The sequence below is a fragment of the Luteibacter sp. genome (assembly GCF_036500425.1).
Taxonomy (GTDB): Bacteria; Pseudomonadota; Gammaproteobacteria; order Xanthomonadales; family Rhodanobacteraceae; genus Luteibacter.
The window spans coordinates 44,429-63,026 of sequence record NZ_DASYCB010000029.1 but is presented as its reverse complement, the minus strand read 5'-3'; the positions used below and the strand labels follow the sequence as shown (position 1 = coordinate 63,026).

At 65.9% G+C, this 18,598-nt stretch carries 16 protein-coding genes; 10 read left to right on the top strand and 6 right to left on the bottom strand.

The features are described 5' to 3' along the window. Genes VGN46_RS07480 through VGN46_RS07470 form a run of 3 tightly spaced genes read right to left on the bottom strand, consistent with a single transcriptional unit; the run spans position 1 to position 2,830 of the window. Positions 1 to 1,347, bottom strand: coding sequence for a GldG family protein (locus VGN46_RS07480; protein ID WP_331642284.1), 1,347 nt, complete (start codon positions 1,345 to 1,347; stop codon positions 1 to 3). Next, the gene (locus tag VGN46_RS07475; protein ID WP_331642282.1) at positions 1,347 to 2,102 is read right to left on the bottom strand and encodes an ABC transporter permease; all 756 of its coding nucleotides are present in this window, start codon (positions 2,100 to 2,102) and stop codon (positions 1,347 to 1,349) included. Before VGN46_RS07475 ends, VGN46_RS07480 begins: the two co-directional genes overlap by 1 nt. Then, positions 2,099 to 2,830, bottom strand: coding sequence for an ABC transporter ATP-binding protein (locus VGN46_RS07470; protein WP_331642280.1), 732 nt, complete (start codon positions 2,828 to 2,830; stop codon positions 2,099 to 2,101). Before VGN46_RS07470 ends, VGN46_RS07475 begins: the two co-directional genes overlap by 4 nt. Positions 2,831 to 3,066: 236 nt before the next feature. Here VGN46_RS07470 and VGN46_RS07465 point away from each other — a divergent pair, with 236 nt between their 5' ends. Beyond that, entirely contained in the window at positions 3,067 to 4,260 is a 1,194-nt protein-coding gene (locus VGN46_RS07465; RefSeq protein ID WP_331642278.1) for a DesA family fatty acid desaturase, read from the top strand. 206 nt (positions 4,261 to 4,466) lie between these two features. Here VGN46_RS07465 and rpmG read toward each other — a convergent pair whose 3' ends face one another. Together rpmG and rpmB are read right to left on the bottom strand one after the other, a co-directional pair. Then, the gene (gene rpmG, locus VGN46_RS07460) at positions 4,467 to 4,631 is read right to left on the bottom strand and encodes a 50S ribosomal protein L33 (protein WP_331642276.1); all 165 of its coding nucleotides are present in this window, start codon (positions 4,629 to 4,631) and stop codon (positions 4,467 to 4,469) included. An 11-nt stretch (positions 4,632 to 4,642) separates the two neighbouring features. Continuing rightward, the gene (gene rpmB / locus VGN46_RS07455; RefSeq protein ID WP_216156715.1) at positions 4,643 to 4,879 is read right to left on the bottom strand and encodes a 50S ribosomal protein L28; all 237 of its coding nucleotides are present in this window, start codon (positions 4,877 to 4,879) and stop codon (positions 4,643 to 4,645) included. Between the two features lie 311 nt (positions 4,880 to 5,190). Here rpmB and secB point away from each other — a divergent pair, with 311 nt between their 5' ends. The 3 genes from secB to VGN46_RS07440 all read left to right on the top strand — a co-directional run bounded on the left by secB (position 5,191) and on the right by VGN46_RS07440 (position 9,857). After that, positions 5,191 to 5,682: a protein-export chaperone SecB gene (gene secB, locus VGN46_RS07450; RefSeq protein ID WP_331642272.1), complete on the top strand. Its 492-nt coding sequence runs from the start codon at positions 5,191 to 5,193 to the stop codon at positions 5,680 to 5,682. Positions 5,683 to 5,685: 3 nt separating this feature from the next. Beyond that, positions 5,686 to 6,723 carry an NAD(P)H-dependent glycerol-3-phosphate dehydrogenase gene (locus tag VGN46_RS07445; protein ID WP_331642270.1) on the top strand — a complete coding sequence of 346 codons (1,038 nt, stop codon included), beginning with the start codon at positions 5,686 to 5,688 and terminating at the stop codon, positions 6,721 to 6,723. A 119-nt stretch (positions 6,724 to 6,842) separates the two neighbouring features. Next, entirely contained in the window at positions 6,843 to 9,857 is a 3,015-nt protein-coding gene (locus VGN46_RS07440) for a DEAD/DEAH box helicase (protein ID WP_331642268.1), read from the top strand. Between the two features lie 167 nt (positions 9,858 to 10,024). Here VGN46_RS07440 and glk read toward each other — a convergent pair whose 3' ends face one another. Beyond that, positions 10,025 to 11,068 carry a glucokinase gene (gene glk, locus VGN46_RS07435; RefSeq protein ID WP_331642266.1) on the bottom strand — a complete coding sequence of 348 codons (1,044 nt, stop codon included), beginning with the start codon at positions 11,066 to 11,068 and terminating at the stop codon, positions 10,025 to 10,027. A 224-nt stretch (positions 11,069 to 11,292) separates the two neighbouring features. Between glk and VGN46_RS07430 the strand changes: the two genes are divergently transcribed. The 6 genes from VGN46_RS07430 to VGN46_RS07405 all read left to right on the top strand — a co-directional run bounded on the left by VGN46_RS07430 (position 11,293) and on the right by VGN46_RS07405 (position 18,581). Next, positions 11,293 to 12,387, top strand: coding sequence for a sn-glycerol-3-phosphate ABC transporter ATP-binding protein UgpC (locus VGN46_RS07430; RefSeq protein WP_331642264.1), 1,095 nt, complete (start codon positions 11,293 to 11,295; stop codon positions 12,385 to 12,387). Between the two features lie 154 nt (positions 12,388 to 12,541). Continuing rightward, positions 12,542 to 14,860 (top strand): TonB-dependent hemoglobin/transferrin/lactoferrin family receptor, encoded by a 2,319-nt coding sequence (locus tag VGN46_RS07425; RefSeq protein ID WP_331642262.1) that lies wholly within the window; start codon positions 12,542 to 12,544, stop codon positions 14,858 to 14,860. A gap of 13 nt (positions 14,861 to 14,873) precedes the next feature. Beyond that, entirely contained in the window at positions 14,874 to 15,947 is a 1,074-nt protein-coding gene (locus tag VGN46_RS07420) for a hemin-degrading factor (RefSeq protein ID WP_331642260.1), read from the top strand. Then, positions 15,944 to 16,780, top strand: coding sequence for a heme/hemin ABC transporter substrate-binding protein (locus VGN46_RS07415; RefSeq protein ID WP_331642258.1), 837 nt, complete (start codon positions 15,944 to 15,946; stop codon positions 16,778 to 16,780). The genes VGN46_RS07420 and VGN46_RS07415 overlap by 4 nt, the downstream gene beginning before the upstream one ends. Then, positions 16,777 to 17,814 (top strand): iron ABC transporter permease, encoded by a 1,038-nt coding sequence (locus tag VGN46_RS07410; protein ID WP_331642256.1) that lies wholly within the window; start codon positions 16,777 to 16,779, stop codon positions 17,812 to 17,814. Before VGN46_RS07415 ends, VGN46_RS07410 begins: the two co-directional genes overlap by 4 nt. Next, a complete protein-coding gene (locus tag VGN46_RS07405) occupies positions 17,811 to 18,581 on the top strand; it encodes a heme ABC transporter ATP-binding protein (RefSeq protein WP_331642254.1) in 771 nt (256 codons plus the stop codon). Before VGN46_RS07410 ends, VGN46_RS07405 begins: the two co-directional genes overlap by 4 nt. The last annotated feature ends 17 nt before the right edge of the window (positions 18,582 to 18,598 follow it).

Below are 18,598 nucleotides of genomic sequence, written 5' to 3'. Positions count from 1 at the left end.
TCAGCGTCTCCTTCGGCGCCAGGCGATGAACCCACCGCAGGCGATCAACAGCACGGGCAGGGCGACAAGGAAGCCAAACGTCAGCGCGTTCAGGCCATCCTGCGACACTGTAATGACCCGGTCGGGTGCACCGCGCGCGGGCAGGTCCACGAGCACGTCGTCGCCGAGCAGCCAGTTGAAGATGCGTTCGCCAAGGGCACGGTTGCCGCCGTTGCCGACGTAGGTGTTTGACAGGAAATCGCCGTCGCCGATGATGATTGCGCGCTGCTCGCTCTTGTCCGGGCTGGGTGAAAGCCGGTTCAGGGCGAAGCCGAAATCAAGTGGCCCCTTCAGCTCCCCGGTTTCGGGGTGGAAGGCGATCGTCGATGGCTTGTCGTTGTCGATGCCACCGAACGCGGTCCAGCTGCGGTCGCTCGAACGCAAGAACGGCACCACGGCCCAATCATGGTCGGAGACCTGCGCGAGCGCGGAGGTCTGCGGGAACAGGGTCGTGTCGCGGAACGCGCGGGTGATCGCGTGGAACGGGTAGTCCGATGCGACGATGATCCGCGGGTCTTTCACGTTGAGCGTGCTGCCCTGGCCATCGACGAGGACGCCCGGTAGCACGCGCACGCCGAGCACGTCGGCCAATGCACCGGTGCCGAGGTCCGCGTTGCCCGGCTCGGTAAGCCACAGCAGGTTGCCACCGCCATGCACGTAATCCACCAGCGCACCGGCTGCCTGCGGCGTCAGCGCCGCCGCGGGGCTCGCCAGAACGACCAGATCGGTGTGTTCGGGCACGCCCTGGGTCTGGCCGAAGTTCAGCGGCACGGCACGCATGCCGCGACGCTCCATCTGTTGCATGAAGGTGCCGAGGTCGGCGTTGGCTACGCCGTCGGCCTGCCGTTCACCGTCGCCGGTCACGAAGGCCACGATGCGCTCACCACCGCGGGCGAGCCGTTCGAGCGCATTCGACAGGTTGCGCTCGTTGATCGGGCTCTCGACGCGCTCTTCGCGCCCCTTGTAGCGGATAAGCAGTGCACCGTTGCCACTGATGCCGAGCTGGCGTGACGCCGCCGGGTCGAGGTCCGGATCGACGAACGACAGCTTCAGGTCGTGCTTCTCCCGGCTGTAGCGTTCGATGACGGCCGCGGTCTGCTCGCGTAGCGGACCGGTCGGCGACAGGTAGCCGACGACATCCACCGTGCCCGGCAGCCTGGACAGCACCGCGACACTTTCGGGCGCGAGGCTGGCGCGCGCTCCACGAGTCCAGTCGGATGTCCAGACGTGGCGCGAACTCAGGAAGCCGAGGCATCCCGTGGCGATAAAAAGCCCGATGACGACGAGCCAGCGATCAAGGCGACGCATCACTGGCGCTCCCGGTCGGTGCCGAGACGGCGGATGGCGAGGGTGAGCGAAAGCGCAATGACGAGGACGAACCAGAGCACGTCGACCGATGTCACCAGTCCGCGCAGCAGGTTCTGCAGGTGCGTCGCCATCGTGAGCCAGTCGAGGAAGCCGCCGTTGATGCCGGCCGCCTGGGCGCCTCGGTCGATCGTCCACAACGCAAGGGTGATGATCAGTGCCATCGCCGCGGCAATGGCGGGGAAGGCCGTTGCCGCGGAACAGGCAAGGCCGATCGCCGCAAGCGTCGCCAGCACCAGGGCCGTACCCAGTGTCGCCGCGGCGAGCTTGCCCCAGTCGGCGCTACCGCTGGCGCCCACGATCAGCGGCATGGCCAGGGTGGCGAGTAGCCACAGGGCCAGCCAGGCCAGCACGGCAAGGTATTTGCCGATCACGATGCGCCATGCCGGCAGGCCCGTGGAGGCGAGCAGGGCGAGCGTGCCAGTGCGCCGTTCGCCGGCGATCAACGACATGGTCATCAGGGGCACGACGAGGAAGGAGAGCTTGACCAGTTCGGCCAGCAGCGGGATGGCGACGAGATCGGTGAAGCCTGGCGCATCGGCGACCGCGGCCAGTTTGACCTGCATACCCAGGAACTGGCCGAGCCCGAGGACAAAGGTCCAGGCCAGCCAGGCGATGGTCAGTGCGGCGAGCGCCCAGGCAAGCGGGCGCACGGCCAGGCGGCGGAGCTCCAGGCGGGTGACAGCGGCGAGGCTCATGCGGCCGCTCCCGTGGCGATGGAGAAGAACGTGGTTTCGAGCGCCTTGCCGCCTTCCACGCCAGCCAGCGGTGCGTCATGGCGCAGCCTGCCCTCATGCAAGATAGCGACGCGATCGCACACGGCGACCACCTCGGCGAGCACATGGGTGGAGAGGATCACGGCGCTACCCGCGGTGGCGCGCTCGCGGATCAGCTTGCGCAGTTCACCGACCTGGACCGGGTCCAGCGCGTTGGCGGGTTCATCGAGGATGAGCAGCGCGGGCTCGTGGACCAGCGCACAGGCCAGGCCCAGCCGCTGCCGCTGGCCTTGCGAAAGGACCCCGGCCAGCCGGCGCCGCAGGTCGCCCAGCTGCAGGCGGTCGATGATCGCGCCCGCCGCCTTCCGGGCCGTGGCCCGCGAGGCGCCACGCAGTGCGGCGAACGCCTGCAGGTGCTCTTCCACCGTGAGCTCGGCCCAGAGCGGCGCGCTCTCGGGCAGCCAGCCAATCAGCTGGCGGGCGATCGCGGGCTGCGCCACGAAGTCGTGCCCGTCGAGGCGGATGGTGCCGACATCGGGCTTGAGTGCCCCAGCCAGCATCTGCAAGGTGGTCGATTTACCGGCGCCATTGACGCCCAGCAGGCCAAGCACTTCGCCACGGTTCAGCGAAAAGCTCACCTCGCTCACGGCGGCACGCCCCGCCCGGCGCCGGGAAACGCGGGCGACATTCAGCAAACCGGTCTCGATCATGCGGCTACATCACCAAACATCGCGCAACGCGCAGGAACCTGCGGGCAACGCGCCCGGCGGTCTTCACATGGCTGAACAGAGCGGGTCACGGTCATCCGCCGATTGTGCGGAAACCCCGGCATTTCCCACAACCATGGGCTTCACAATTTGCCGCGTTCCGTGCTGGTGGGTACGGGAGCGCCCATATAGACTGCACAACTGTACATTCCCTTCACTGCCCTGGCGGTAACGACTCGATGTTCGACACGGTGCTCGACTTCCTGGCCAATGGCCTCACCCGCGCTTCGTGGGGCGAGATCGTGGTCTATATGCTCGTGGTCACCCAGCTCACCATCTTTACGGTGACGCTGTACTACCACCGTAGCGCTACCCACCGCGGCGTCGATTTCCACTGGACGCTCAACGGCTTCTTCCGCTTCTGGGGCTGGCTCACGACGGGCATGGTCGTGAAGGAATGGGTGGCTATCCACCGCAAGCACCACGCCAAGGTCGAGACGGAAGAGGATCCGCATAGCCCGCAGATCTTCGGTATCAAGAAGGTCTTCCTCGATGGTGTGTCGCTCTACCGTGAGGCCAGCTACAACAAGGCCGACATGGAGAAGTACGGCCGCGGCACGCCGGATGACTGGTTCGAGCGCCACCTGTTCGGCAAGCACCCGTACTGGGGCCCCGTGCTCATGGCGGTCATCGATTTCTCGCTGTTCGGCGTGATCGGCATGGCTCTGTGGGCGGTGCAGATGCTGTGGATCCCGTTCTGGGCTGCCGGCTTCGTCAATGGCATCGGCCACTGGTGGGGCTACCGCAACTTCGAGAGCAGCGACACGGCCACGAACATCTCGCCGTGGGGCTTCTGGATCGGCGGTGAAGAGCTGCACAACAACCACCACGCCTTCCCGAGCTCGGCGAAATTCGCCCTGCGCAAGTGGGAGTTCGATATCGGCTGGGCGGCGATCTGCACACTACGCACGTTCCGCCTCGCCAAGGTGCTTCGCGTCGCTCCGACGCTGAACATCCGCCCGAACGTGCACCTGCCGGACGCCGAGACGCTCAAGGGCGTGCTGACCCTGCGCTTCCAGGCGACCACCGACTACTACCGCAACGTCATCCTCCCGACGATGCGCGAAGAAGTGGAGCAGGCGGGCGATCGCATGAAGGCCGTGCCGCGTCGCCTGCGTCGCGCCCTGGCCGATGGTGGCCGCTGGCTTGATAACGATGCGCGCGAGCGCATGCATGCCGCCCTGGCCAACCGCCCGGCGCTGCAGACCGTGTGTGACTTCCGCGCCCGCCTGGTCGCGCTGATGGAAGAGCGCGGTGCCGACAAGGCGCTCAGCGCGCTCCAGCAGTGGATCCACGAAGCCGAGGAAAGCGGCATTCGTTCGCTGCAGCAGTTCGCACAGCGGTTGAAGGGTTACTCCGCCGTCGGCGCTTAACTCCTCCACGACGGCGACAAAAAAAGCCCGCCATCCGGCGGGCTTTTTTGTGCTCTCGTAGGAGCGCGCTTGCGCGCGATGGGTGCTCGCGAAAGGATCCCTCCATTACCGCTCCGTCGGCTTATCGCGCGCAAGCGCGCTCCTACAGGGGCAATTTCGATGGGCGAAAAAAAACCCGCCTTTCGGCGGGTTTTTCTTAAGATCAATTACTTGATCTTGCCTTCCTTGTAGATCACGTGCTTACGGATGACGGGATCGTACTTCTTGATCTCCATCTTTTCCGGCGTGTTCTTCTTGTTCTTGTCCGTGGTGTAGAAGTGCCCGGTACCCGCAGAGGAGATCAGGCGAATCTTGTCGCGCTTGCCAGCCATTGTCGGACTCCTTAGATCTTCTCGCCACGGGCACGGAGGTCGGCCAGCACGGCTTCGATGCCGTTCTTGTCGATGGTGCGCAGGGCGTGGTTAGAAACGCGCAGCTTGACCCAACGGTTCTCGCTGGCGACCCAGAAGCGGCGCTCGTGCAGGTTCGGCAACCAGCGGCGACGGGTCTTGTTGTTCGCATGCGAGACGTTGTTACCGGTCTGCACACCCTTATTGGTGACTTGGCATCTACGGGCCATGTGGGCCTCCTGATAGATTCGGTTTGACCACCCTTTGGCCAGGGAGGCAACGGCCCAGCAGCGCGACCCGTGGATACAGGAGCGCCACGCGATGGCTGGAGTTGGAACATTCCCGCCAGTTCGAGGCCCACATCGCGTGATGGACCTGCCCGACAATGCGGGTTGGTATAGGGGAGCCGGGCATTCTCCCAGAACACGACCCCTTCACGCAAGCCGTATGTGCGCTTACCCGGGTTGTGTGAAACAATCCCGGCTTTCGCGCCGCTGGCGTGAAGCCCTACCCAACGACGCCCATTTTCGAGGAACAGACCATGGCAGACATCACCGCCAACGGCCAGGCCGGCCAGCCCCAGCTCGTGCTGCAGAAGATCTACGTGAAGGATGCTTCCTTCGAAGCCCCGAACGCCCCGCAGATCTTCCAGGAGATGGGTGAGACCGAAGCCCAGCCGCAGGTCCAGCTGAATCTGGGCCACAAGGCCGTCGACCTCGGCAACGACTTGTTCGAAGTCGTCCTGTCGCTGACGCTCACCTGCGCCCTGGGCGAGCGCACGGCCTATCTGGCCGAAGTGCACCAGGCCGGCATTTTCGGCATCGGCGGCTTCACCGACGAAGATCGTGACGGCATCCTGGGCTCGTACTGCCCGAACCTGCTGTTCCCGTACGGCCGCCAGATGGTCTCGGCCATGATCCAGGAAGGTGGCTTCCCGCCGTTCCTCCTGCAGCCGATCAACTTCGATGCCCTGTACGCCGAGCAGCAGCGCCAGCAGGTCGAAGGCGCTGGTACCTATACGCTCAACAGCTAAGCCGTGACCGCGCCTTCCCGACCCACCGTCGCCGTCCTCGGCGCCGGGTCCTGGGGCACCGCACTGGCCGCCCTGCTGGCGCGCAACGACGTCCCCACGCGCTTGTGGGGACGTGACGCCGCCGCCCTGGCCGAGATGGCCTCGGCGCGGCGCAACCTGCGTTACCTGCCGGATCTCGATCTCCCGCCGGAGCTCGCCTACGAAGCCGACCTGGCCAAAGCCGTTCGCGGCGCGGCCATCGTACTCATCGTGGTGCCAAGCCATGCGTTTGCATCGGTGCTCGACGAGATCATCCCGATGCTCGATCCGGGCACCCGCATCTCGTGGGCTACCAAGGGTTTCGAGACCGGGACCGGCCGCTTCCTGCACGAGCTGGTGAACGAAAAGCTGCCCGGCCATCCGGCCGCGGTGGTCACCGGCCCGTCGTTCGCGCGTGAGGTCACGGCCGGCCTGCCCAGCGCCGTCACGGTGCACGCCACCGACGAGGCCTTCGGTAAGGAGCTGGCGGTCCTGCTCCATGCGCCGAATTTTCGCGCGTACACCGGCAATGACATCCTCGGTGCCGAGCTCGGTGGCGCCATGAAGAACGTACTTGCCGTGGCCACCGGCGTGGCCGATGGCATGGAGCTTGGCCTCAACGCCCGTGCCGGCCTCATCACCCGTGGCATGAACGAAATGCTCCGTCTGGGCGTCGCCCTGGGTGCCCGCGCCGAGACCCTGATGGGCCTGGCCGGCCTGGGCGACCTGGTCCTGACCTGCACGGGTGATCTTTCCCGTAACCGCCGGCTTGGCCTCGCGCTGGGCCGGGGCATTCCGCTGCAGGAGGCCGTTCGCCAGATCGGCCAGGTGGTGGAAAGCGTGGTCACCGCGGATGAAGTGGATCGCCTGGCGGTCGCCCACGGCCTGGATCTGCCGATTTCCGCTGCGGTCCGCGATGTGCTCCACGGCAAAGTCACGCCGGAAGAGGGCGTGCGGCGGCTGATGGGGCGGGAGCAGAAGGCTGAATATCCGGTCGATCTCTTCGCCAACCGGCGGGTGTAGGCTCCCGCCGACATCGCCGTTCGCTGAACCGGGCCGGTCCTGGGTAAAAAGTCCTACGGGCACATCACGGTCCCTTTGCTAAGCTTCCTGTTTTGGTCGCGCAGGCGAGACCGACACGGATGCATCAGCCGGACGAAAAGCGCAGACAAACCGACCTGGCGGGTGACCTCCCCGTCGCGTGGCAGCGCGCCCTGGGCGGCATCACGCCCAACGCGGCCCCCTCGGCGGATCGCACCGTCCTGGGCTTCTTCCTCGAGGGCGTGAACGACGACCACGAGCCGGCCGCGCGGCTGGACGTGGCGCCGGTGCTACTCACCCAGGGCGAGGACGGCCGTTTCTCGCGTCCCCTGCCGCTGGATAGCCGCCATCTTCCTGAGTCCCTTCTCAGCGTGACCGAGAAGCGCCTGGCCGCCACGGTGCTCGGCCTGCCGCAGACCTTGCGCAAGAGCCGTAGTTACGCGCGCTTTGCGGGCCAGCTCGGCGACCAGCTCCTGGCCGAAGTCCTGGATTCCGCGCCGTGCTTCTTCGGTGGCGTGGCCGGCCTGCGCCTCTCGCGGGGCGCGCCGCATGCGCTGCGCTGGCGCTGGGGCGTGGAGAAGGATGGCGGCCAGAAGCTGCTGCCGGATGTCCCCTCCAGCCAGCGCCTGTTTCGGGTGGGCACGTTGTGGTTCCTTGATGCCGAACACGCCGAAGTAGGCCCACTGGAAAGCGATCCGGTCGAGAGCGCCTGGCTCGACCTCCCGCCGCTGCCGCCCGAAAGCACCGGCACATTTGTCGCGGGCATGGGCGATTCCGATCTCGGTTCTCGGGTGCCCGAACCCCAGATCTTCGCGGAGATGCGTCGCGCCGAGGTCTCGCCACGCCCGGTACTGACCCTGCATGCGCTGACCCGGCACGCCCGCCTGGCCGCTGGCACGCCGCCGTTGGCCTATGGCCGCCTCTCGTTCGACTACGCAGGCGAGCGCCTGCCGGGTCGTGGCGGCGAGCCACTGGTGCGCCGCGTGCGCAATGGTGTGTTGCTGGAGATCACCCGGCGCCGCGCGGAAGAGCTGGCCAGCATGGAGACCCTGGAAACCGCCGGCCTCAATCCCGCGGTGGATACCGAAGGCCTTCCCTGGGATATGGCCGACACGCTGCCGGAAGACGCCTGGCTATTCCCGGGCAAGGGTTACGCGGGTGCGCTGGAGGTGAACACACCGGCACGCTGGCTGGCGCTGCGGCCGAAGCTCGAAGCCGATGGCTTCATGTTCGATTACGCACCGAGCTTCCCGTTCGAAGTGCTGGAAGGCCCGGTGCACTGGTATGGCCAGGCCCGCGAGGACGATGCCGATCGCGCGTTCGATCTCGAGATCGGTATCGAAGTGGAAGGCCGCCGCGTGAACCTGCTGCCCGCCGTGGCGCAGGCACTCGCTGAGCACCAGCTCAGCCTCAGCCCCATGCCGGGCGAGGCGGAAGATTCGGTGTGGTATGCCCCGGTGGACGATCGCCGCCGTGTGCCGGTTCGCCTGAAAGAATTGCGTGACCTGCTTGCGCCGCTGGCCGAATACCTGGAAAAGCCCCGCCAGCAGTTGCACCTGCCGCGCGTACAGGCCGGCCGCCTCGAAGAACTCGTCCAGGCGTTGCCCAGCGGCGGTTCGTTCGAAGCGCCCGAGCGCCTGCGCGGTTTCACCAAACGCCTGCGCGAAGCCGCGGAGCGCGCCAGCGATGCCGTGCCCGAAGCGCTGCACGCCGAGCTGCGTGGTTACCAGCGCGATGGATTGCGCTGGATGAACGCGCTGGCCGAAGCGGGCACGGGCGGCGTCCTCGCCGACGATATGGGCCTGGGCAAGACGCTGCAGCTGATCACCCACCTGCTCGCACTGAAGGAAAGTGGTCAGCTCGACGCGCCTGCGCTCGTCGTGGTGCCGACCAGCCTTGTGCCGAACTGGTCCTCCGAAGTGGCACGGTTCGCGCCGAGCCTGCGCCTGCTCGCGCTACACGGACCTCAGCGCGCGGAAACCTTCACCCGCATGGCCGAGAACGACGTCATCCTCACCACTTACGCGCTGTTGCCGCGTGACGTCGAGGCGCTCAAGAAACAACCGTTCTCGCTGGTGGTGCTCGACGAGGCGCAGCAGGTGAAGAACCCCCGCACGCAGGCGCGTCGCGCATTGCTGGCGTTGAAGATCCCGCGTTGCCTGTGCCTCACCGGCACGCCGCTGGAAAACCACCTGGGCGAGTTGTGGTCGCAGATCGATCTCGCCGTGCCCGGCCTGCTGGGTGATGAAGGCGCGTTCCGCCGCCATTACCGCGCACCGATCGAAAAACACCAGGACACCGATGTGCAGGAGCGCCTCAACCGGCGCATCGCACCCTTCATCCTGCGCCGGACGAAGGCGCAGGTGGCCTCGGAACTGCCAGCGAAGACCGAGATCACCCGTCGCGTGGTCATGGAGCCGCGCCAGCGCGATCTGTACGAAAGCCTGCGCCTGTCACTGGCCGAAGAGTTGCGCGAGGTCATCGCGCAGCGTGGTATCGCGCACAGCGGCATCGTGGTGCTCGATGCGTTGCTGAAACTGCGCCAGGTCTGCTGTGATCCGCGTCTGGTCAAACTCGAAGCGGCGCGCGGCGTACGTGAATCGGCGAAGTTCGAATTGCTGATGGATATGTTGCCCGCCCTGCTTGCCGAGGGCCGCCGCGTGCTGCTCTTCAGCCAGTTCACGGAAATGCTGAAGCTCATCGCCAGCGAACTGGATCGACGCCGCCTCAGCTACGTCACGCTCACCGGCGAAACGCGTGATCGCGCCGAGCCCGTGCAGCGTTTCCAGGATGGCGAGGTGCCACTGTTCCTGCTTTCGCTCAAGGCTGGCGGCGTGGGTCTCAACCTCACCAGCGCCGATACCGTCATTCACTACGATCCGTGGTGGAACCCGGCCGCCGAAGCGCAGGCCAGTGATCGTGCCCACCGCATCGGCCAGGACAAGCCGGTATTCGTCTATCGCCTGATCACGGCCGGCACGGTGGAGGAGCGCATCGAAGAGTTGAAAGCCCGCAAAGCCCAGCTCGCTGATGCGGTTCTCGAAGGCGGCGGCAGCCGTGAGCGCCTGAGCTTCGACGAAAGTGATCTCGACGCACTGCTCGCCCCGTCGAGCTGACCCGCCTCACCGCTCCGCCAGCCATCGCGTGCAAGCACGCTCCTACACAAGACCTGCGCAGGCCTTTGTAGGAGCGCACTCGCGCGCGATAGCCCCAGTCCAAAAAACCGCGGTGCACCCCACCGCGGCGTCTTCCTTTGTAGGAGCGCGCTTGCGCGCGACCAACGTCAGCGACGAAGTGGTGTCCCACCCGCTTCGACAATAGCCAGCGCCGCACCACCAATCAGTCCCGGCTCCGGGTTCATGATCGCCTGGGTCGGTACATGTTCCATCGTGTCGCGGAAGCGGCCCTTGGCTTCGAAGCGCTCGCGGAAGTGCTTTTGGATCCACGGGATCAGGATGGGGGTCATGCCGCCGGTGAGGTAAACACCATCCCATGCGCCCAGGGTGAGTACGAGGTCGCCCGCGACACTGCCGAAGATGCCGGCGAAGGTTTCGACCGCACGCTGGCACATCGGGCAGGTGCCGTCGGTGGCGCGCTTGGTGATTTCTTCCGGCGTGATGTTCTCGTCCGGCTTCTGGCCCGAGATCTCGCAGATCGCGGTATACAGGTTCTGCAGGCCGCCGCCGCTGATCAGGCGCTCGTTCGAGACGCGGCCGTAACGCAGGTTCAGCACCTTCAGGATCTCGATGTCTTCGGCGCTGTGCGCGGCGAAGCCGGCATGGCCGCCTTCGGTCTGCAGCACGCTGACCTTGTCACCGCGGATCAACAGGCCGCCGACGCCGAGGCCGGTGCCCGGGCCGACGACGACGAAGGTCTGTTCATCCTTCGCACCGATGCGCGGCACGGCCACGTTGCCGACCTGCATCAGCTCGGTGGTGCCCTTGTCATCAATGACCTTATCCGGGCTCATCAGCATCACCGCCATCGACTGGGCGGCGAAGTCGTTCACCAGATGGACCCACTCGAGATCCAGTTCCTTTGCGAGCTTGTGCGCGGAAATGGCCCAGGGATTGTTGGTGACCTTCACCGTTTCGCCGTTATCGATACGGCCGGCGGCGGCAATGATGGCGCGCTGCGCCTCGTGGCCGGTTTCCTTGAAGTACTGCTTCGCGGCATCGGCCAGCGAGGCGTAGTCCTTCACGTGGTAGCGCCGGATGCTTTCCTGGACCAGGGGGTGGTCCGCTTCCGGATGGGCGATGCCAAACCGGACATTCGTGCCGCCGAGGTCGGCGAGCAGGGTCGGCGCCGCGGCGCTAACGTTAGCCATGATGGGAAACCTGTCGTGTCACGGAAGCCCGCAAGGTTGCCTCTTGCGGGGGCTGTCGTCTAGTGAGGGTTTGCTCTTCACTCCGTTGACACGGCCGGGGAGTCCTGAATGGGGGCCGTGGGTCCGACACTTTGACGTAAACGATTACGTTGGCAGAATACCCCATCAGCCGGGTCCTTGGCACGCATTCGCGGGCAGGCCCCGACACAATCCGGAGAGTTCTGATGGCAGCGGTCCGCCTCGACAAGGTGCGCAAGGTTTACCCCAACGGTCACGTGGCCTTGAAAGAAGCGAGCTTCGAGATCGCCGATGGCGAGCTGCTGGTGCTGGTCGGCCCTTCGGGCTGTGGCAAGACCACCTTGCTGCGCATGATCGCTGGCCTGGAATCGATCACTGGCGGCACCATGACGATTGGCGACCGCGTGGTGAACGACGTAGCGCCGAAAGATCGCGACATCGCCATGGTGTTCCAGAACTACGCGCTGTATCCGCACATGACGGTGCGCGAAAACCTTGGCTTCGGTCTGCGCCTGCGCGGCACCGACAAAGCGGAGATCGATCGCCGCGTCGCCGATGCATCGGACATGCTCGGTTTGAACGAGCGCCTCGACCATCGTCCCGCCGCGCTCTCGGGCGGCCAGCGCCAGCGCGTCGCGCTCGGTCGCGCTCTTGTGCGCGATCCGTCGGTGTTCCTGCTGGATGAGCCACTATCGAATCTCGATGCGAAGCTACGCCTCTCCACGCGCGTTGAAATCGCACGCATCCATCGTCGTGTCGGCGCGACCATGGTCTATGTCACCCACGATCAGATCGAAGCGATGACCCTGGGCCAGCGCATCGTCGTGTTGAACGGCGGCGTGATCCAGCAGCTCGACACGCCGATGAATCTCTACAACACACCGGCCAACTTGTTTGTTGCAGGCTTCCTCGGCAGCCCGGCCATGAATCTGTTCCACGGCACGCTGCGTCGCGAAGATGGCCTGCGTCTGGTGATGAAGGAAGGCAGCATCACGCTTGGGATGGATTCACCTGCGCTCGCCGCTTATGTAGACAAGCCGCTGATCGTCGGCCTGCGTCCCGAAGACCTGCTGACCGTCGCCGATCACGCCGGTATCGACGAGCGCCTGCGCGCGCATGTCGAAGTCGTCGAGCCCGTCGGCAACGAAGTGTTCCTCAACATGCGCCATGTCGGCGAAGAACTGGTCTCGCGCGTGCCGCCGCATTCGTCGATCCAGCCGGGTACCGATGTGGGCCTGGGCTTCCACGCCGGGCGGCTTCATTTCTTTGACCCGGAAACGACCGAACGCCTGAAGGTGTGAGTATCATCGCATATTGCGAATGCGAGCTATTCGCAATAACATGACCTTCGACCGCCCTTGAAGAGGCGGCAACCTACTCCCCGATAACCCCGGCCGCCAGCCCGGAGGCACGTCCTCCTTCGCAAGCTCCCGATCCTAGCGAAGGACGATTCACGTGTTCACATCCAGGAAGACCCTGCTCGCCTCTGCGGTGGGCGCGGCGCTGCTTTGCGCCACCGCCGCACAAGCGGCCGATGCACCCGCTACCCCGGTCGCGGCGACGGCCGCTGACGACCTGCCGCGCATCACTGTCACCGCCATCGGCTCGTCGCTGCGCTTCGACGTGCCGGCGACCGTCACGGTGATCGACCGGCAGAAGATGGATCGCCACCTCGTTGCGAACATCCGCGACCTCGTGAAGTACGAGCCTGGCGTTTCCGTGGTCGGCACGGCGGGCCGCTGGGGCCTGGATAGCTTCAATATCCGCGGCCTGGACGGTAATCGCGTCTCGATCCTTACCGATGGCGTGCCGGCATCCAGCTCGTTCGGCTTTTCCACCACCGGCATGCGGGCGGGCCGCAGCTTTGTCGATCCGGATACGCTCAAAGCCGTCGAAATCACCCGCGGCCCGGCATCCTCGCTGAATCCGTCCGAAGCGCTGGGCGGCACCGTTCGCTACGCGACCAAGGACCCGGCCGATTACCTGAAGAACGGCAAGGACACCTACGTTTCGGTGCGTGAGCGTTACGACAGCGCCGACCGCTCGCTCGGCACGTCACTGACCCTGGCCGGCGGCCGCCCGGACAACGGCCTGGTGATCGTGGCCAACCATATCGAAGGTCATGACCTGGGCAACAAGGGCGATGTCGCGACGCAGAACTTCACGCGCACACGCCCCGATCCGCTGACCTCGAATACCACCAGCCTGCTGGCGAAGTACGTACACGTGGCGGGTAGCGGCCGCGAGGATCGCGTCACCGTGGACTTCTACCGCAACAACGTGGATACCAACGTCCTCAGCGCCGTAGGCCAGGCCGGCACCACGCGCCTGCTCACCGATACCGCGAACGATCGCGCCACGCGCCAGCGCGTTTCCGTCGGTCAGCGCTTCCCGACGATCGCCATGGGTATCGCCGATACGCTGGAATGGGATGTGTACTGGCAGAAATCCGAAACGGAATCGCAGACCCGCACGCTGGCTAACGTGCCGACGCGTAACGCGACCTACGACCGCCTGTACCTGAGCGACCTGCAGGAGAAGCTGTTCGGCGGGCACCTGACCTTTGGCAAGACGATCGACGCCGGCAGCGTGCAACAACACATCGCCTACGGTATCGAGGCCTCACGCACCACGCCGACCGGCCAGTTGGGCGGGCAGGGCACCAACATCGCCACGGGTATCACCTCGAGCAGCTCGCCGTACATGCCCGAGAACTACCCGCTGCGTTTCTTCCCGCGCAACGACACGGATCGCTATGCGGTGTTCGCCCAGGACGAGATCGCGCTGCTCGACGGCCGCCTGCGCATCACCCCAGGTGTGCGCTGGGATCACTACGCGTTCAAGCCCGACCAGAACGATCCGTACTATCAGAGTTCGTTTGTGCAGAACGGCCTGGATGAGGTGAAGAAGAACCGCTTCTCGCCGAAGCTCGGCGTCACCTGGTCGGTCAACGACCATATCGAACTCTTCGGCAACTACAGCCAGGGCTTCCGTCCGCCCTTGTACAACGAGCTTGCCGTCGCCTGGGGCACGGCGCGCCTCTACGGCATCGTGCCCAATCCGAACCTCAAGCCGGAAACCAGCAAGGGTATCGAGATCGGTGTGCGCGGCAACGGCGAACTCGGCTACTTCAGCGCCAGCGCTTACTACAACCGCTATCGCAACTTCATCTTCGGCGGCTTCACCCTGCCGCGCAGTGAGTGGCCGCAGTGGGCGATCAACCAGAACCTGCTGATCGTCATGCAGGCGGTGAACTTCCCGAAGGCGACCATCAAGGGCGTGGAAGCGTCGGGTGGCCTGATGCTCGGTTCGCTCAGCGAGTCGCTGGCCGGCTGGCGCGTCGAGGGCAATCTCGCCGCATCGAAGGGCGACAAGAAGACCTACGAAGGTGGCTGGTCGCCGCTCAATAGCGTGGATCCGCTGACCGCGACGCTCGGTGTGGCGTATGACGCGAAGGACTGGGGCGCGGAACTCGTCGGCAAGGGCGTGCAGCGTAAGTCGCGCCTCGATGCCACGACCACGTTCCGCGCGCCGGGTTACGCCACGCTCGATCTGTATGCGCACTGGAAGCCATGGGAACCGCTCGAGCTGATGGCCGGCGTCACGAATATCGCCGACCGCAAGTACTGGGATTGGGGTTCGTTGCACGGCGGTGTGCTCACCAACGTCGCCACGGGTGGCGGCGTCGACGATGCCCAGGCCCGCAACGCGCAGATTGAACGCCTGACCATGCCGGGCCGTGCCCTCGTCGTCTCAGCCCGTTACACCTTCTGAAGGAGACCTTGCCATGCAGGATATCCAGACCGCTACCGCACCGCGCATCGACATCCCGGCACTCCTCAACGGCTACCGTCGTTTGCGCGAAACGGAGCCGGGCCTGCGCGCCCGCGATGCCGCACAACGGCTCGGTGTTAGCGAGGGCGCGCTCGTCGCCAGCCGTGTCGGCGATGGAGTGACTCGCCTGGAAGGCGAATTACCCGCGATCATCCGTGACTTGCCCGCGCTGGGCCACGTCATGGCACTCACCCGCAACGAGTACTGCGTTCATGAGAAGACGGGCCAGTACGATCAGGTCGACATCGGTGGCGTCATGGGCATCGTGCTGGCCGAGGATATCGACCTGCGGTTGTTCCTGCGGCACTGGCGCTACGGCTTCGCCGTGAAAGAAAGCTCGCGCGGCCGTGATCTGGAGAGCCTGCAGTTCTTCGATGGCGACGGCAAGGCGGTGCACAAGGTCTACCTCACGGAACAGACCGACCGCTCTGCGTGGCGTGCGCTTCTGCACCGCTACACGGCTGCCGTGCAGTCGCCATTGATCGATATCGTGAACGTGGATGAGCCGCTTCCCGAGCAACTGGCCGACACGGCCGTTGACGTGGCGTCACTGCGCGAGCACTGGCGTGGGCTACGCGATCCGCATGATTTCTTCGCCATGCTGAAGAAGCACAAGGTCACCCGGACCCAGGCCTTGCGTGTTGTCGGCAGCGAGTTCGCCACGCGCGTGGACGATGCGGCAATCCGTACGGTCCTCGATGGCGCCGCGGCGTCCGGCACGCCGCTCATGGTCTTCGTGGGCTCGCCGGGCGTGGTGCAGATCCACACCGGGCCGGTCAGCAACATCGTGATGGCCGGGCCCTGGATCAATGTGATGGATCCCGGCTTTAACCTACACCTGCGCACGGATGCCATCGTCAGCAGCTGGATCGTCCGGAAGCCGGTACCCGAAGGTATGGTCACCTCGCTCGAGCTGTATGCGGCGGATGGGACGCAGATCGTGCAGTTGTTCGGCAAGCGCAAGCCGGGCATTCCCGAGCGGGATGACTGGCGCGCATTGCTCGCGACGGTGGAGGTGGCAGCATGAACATGCGTCGTATCCTCCTAGCCGCAGTGATCGCCGCACTGCCGTGCGTGGCCGGTGCTGCTACACGCATCGTCTCGCTGGGCGGCGACGTGACCGAAACCATTTACGCGATCCATGCGCAGGACCAGCTCGCTGGCGTCGACAGCACGAGTACCTGGCCGGAAGCCGCGCACACGCTGCCCGACGTGGGTTACGTCCGCCAGTTGAGTGCCGAGGGAGTGCTTGCGCTTCGTCCGGACCTGATCCTGGCGACCCACGATGCAGGTCCACCCACGGCCATGGAGCAGATCCGCGGCGCGGGTGTGCGTATCGAGACACTCCCGGTGTCGCGTTCGCCTGCCGATATCGAAGCGAAGATCCGCCGCATCGGTGTGATCACCGGTCATGTGAAGGAGGCGGACGCGTTGGCAAGCACCGTGGCTACGCGCTTCGCGGCATTGGCGAAGACCGTGGCGGCCATGCCGGTGCATCCGCGCGCGGTTTACCTGATGTCGGCTGGCAACGGCAGCCCAATGGCAGCCGGGCATGATACGGCCGCCGATCGAGCGATCGTGCTGGCAGGCGGCGTCAATGCCGCCGCCGAGGTGCCTGGCTACAAAGCGGTATCGGCGGAAGCGCTGGTCGCCATGCAGCCCGATGCGATCCTCCTGATGAAAGAGCAGGAGGCTTCGGTAGGCGGTGTCGATGGGGCGCTGCGCCTGCCAGGTGTCGCCGATACCCCGGCTGGCAAGGCGAAGCGCATCTACTTCGTGGAAGGCCAGGCGCTGCTCGGCTTCGGTCCACGCACGGCGGAAAATGCTGCCGCACTGCAGGCCCGTTGGGCGGCACCGTGAACAGCGTGGCCGCGTCGTTGCCGCGGCGTCGCGCCAGTCGCCGGGCCTTGCTCGGGGCGTTGGCGCTGCTGCTCATCGCCACGGCGACGTGGAGTCTTTCGCGTGGCGCGATGACTATCGCGCCGGGCGATATCGTCGGTGCGGTGGTCCGCTGGTTGAGTGGGGAGGCGGCACGCGGCGATGACGGCATCGTGCTCGGCTTGCGTCTGCCGCGGTTACTCCTGGCCATCGTCGTGGGCGCTGCGCTGGCGACCGGCGGTAGCACCATGCAGGGACTGTTTCGCAATCCACTGGCGGATCCCGGCCTGATTGGCGTCTCCGCTGGCGCCGCCGTGGGTGCGGTCGGCGCTATCGTCCTTGGCGGAAAATCCGGCTCATGGATCATCGCGGCGTCGGCGTTCGTCGGCGGACTCGTGGCGACGACGCTGGTCTTCCTCATCGGCCGCAGGCGACCCGGTGTTGCCAATCTCCTGCTCGCGGGCGTGGCGATCAACGCCATCGCCATGGCCGGGGTCGGCCTGCTCACCTATCTCGCCAATGAGAACCAGCTACGCGATCTCACGTTCTGGTCGCTGGGTAGCCTTGGCGGGGCCAGTTGGGGACGTCTTGGCATCGTGGTGCCGTGGATCGTGTTGCCCCTTCTGTTGCTGCCCCGCGCGGCGGCAGCGCTGAACGCCTTGTTGCTCGGCGACAGCGAGGCCGCGCTACTCGGCTTTCGCCCTGAGCGCTTGCAACCGCTACTCGTCGGCCTGGTGGCCCTGTCCGTGGGCGCTTCCGTCGCCTTTACCGGCGTGGTCGGTTTCGTCGGCCTCGTCGTGCCGCACCTGCTGCGTATGACCTGCGGCCCTGACCACCGTTTCCTGCTGCCGGCATCGGCGTTGGGCGGCGCTACCTTGCTCGTCGCCGCCGATGCGCTCGCGCGTACCGTGGTGGCACCGGGCGAACTCCCGATCGGCGTGCTCACCGCGTTGGTCGGCGGCCCCTTCTTCCTCTGGCTGCTGCTGCGTCGGCGCCCCGGCGAGGTGCTGTCATGAGCCCGGCCGCGGATCGTCAGCTGATCGCAGAAGGTGTCGGCGTCGTTCGGCAGGGGCGGTCGATCGTCAGGCATGTGTCGCTGGCCGCATCGCCGGGCCGGTTGCTGGCGCTGGTTGGACCGAACGGTGCGGGCAAGAGCACTCTGCTCAGCGTGCTGGCCGGCCGGGTCCGGCCCGATACGGGCTACGTGCGTCTTGATGGCGTGTCGCTGACAGCGTGGGACCCACGCGCGCTGGCGCGACGGCGCGCCATGCTCTCGCAGCGTGTGGATCTCGCCTTTGGCTTCACCGCGCGTGAGGTGGTGCTGCTCGGGCGTAGCCCGCATGCACCCGATGCGGTTCGTGACGAGGCGATCGCCACGGCGGCACTGCGGGCCGCGCACGCATGGGAGCTGCGTGATCGCCGCTATACCGCTTTGTCGGGTGGCGAGCAGCAACGCGTGCAGCTTGCCCGCGTCCTGGCACAGGTCTGGGGCGGCGGCCCGGAAGGGGCCTGGCTGTTGCTGGATGAGCCGGAGGCGGGCCTGGACATTGCCCACCAGCATTTCATCCTGCGCCGGGCGCGTGTCTGCGCGGCCCTGGGCCTGGGGGTGATCGCCGTGTTGCACGACCTGAACCTTGCGGCGCGCTATGCGGACGAGGTGGCAGTGCTGGCGTCGGGTGCGCTGCTGCGCCATGGGCCTCCGGCGGAGGCGTTGGATACGTCGCTGCTGTCGGAGATTTACGGGATTCCGCTGGGGCGTAGTGTCGGTATCGACGTGGCCTAGTCGCGAACGGCGTCGCC

Excerpts from the sequence above, each read along its gene's own strand:
- secB (WP_331642272.1), top strand. The coding sequence starts at position 5,191 with ATGGCAGACATCACCGCCAACGGCCAGGCCGGCCAGCCCCAGCTCGTG.
- VGN46_RS07430 (WP_331642264.1), top strand. The coding sequence starts at position 11,293 with ATGGCAGCGGTCCGCCTCGACAAGGTGCGCAAGGTTTACCCCAACGGT.
- VGN46_RS07440 (WP_331642268.1), top strand. The coding sequence starts at position 6,843 with ATGCATCAGCCGGACGAAAAGCGCAGACAAACCGACCTGGCGGGTGAC.
- VGN46_RS07470 (WP_331642280.1), bottom strand. The coding sequence starts at position 2,830 with ATGATCGAGACCGGTTTGCTGAATGTCGCCCGCGTTTCCCGGCGCCGG.
- VGN46_RS07475 (WP_331642282.1), bottom strand. The coding sequence starts at position 2,102 with ATGAGCCTCGCCGCTGTCACCCGCCTGGAGCTCCGCCGCCTGGCCGTG.
- VGN46_RS07465 (WP_331642278.1), top strand. The coding sequence starts at position 3,067 with ATGTTCGACACGGTGCTCGACTTCCTGGCCAATGGCCTCACCCGCGCT.
- rpmB (WP_216156715.1), bottom strand. The coding sequence starts at position 4,879 with ATGGCCCGTAGATGCCAAGTCACCAATAAGGGTGTGCAGACCGGTAAC.
- VGN46_RS07405 (WP_331642254.1), top strand. The coding sequence starts at position 17,811 with ATGAGCCCGGCCGCGGATCGTCAGCTGATCGCAGAAGGTGTCGGCGTC.
- VGN46_RS07415 (WP_331642258.1), top strand. The coding sequence starts at position 15,944 with ATGAACATGCGTCGTATCCTCCTAGCCGCAGTGATCGCCGCACTGCCG.
- VGN46_RS07480 (WP_331642284.1), bottom strand. The coding sequence starts at position 1,347 with ATGCGTCGCCTTGATCGCTGGCTCGTCGTCATCGGGCTTTTTATCGCC.
- VGN46_RS07420 (WP_331642260.1), top strand. The coding sequence starts at position 14,874 with ATGCAGGATATCCAGACCGCTACCGCACCGCGCATCGACATCCCGGCA.
- rpmG (WP_331642276.1), bottom strand. The coding sequence starts at position 4,631 with ATGGCTGGCAAGCGCGACAAGATTCGCCTGATCTCCTCTGCGGGTACC.
- glk (WP_331642266.1), bottom strand. The coding sequence starts at position 11,068 with ATGGCTAACGTTAGCGCCGCGGCGCCGACCCTGCTCGCCGACCTCGGC.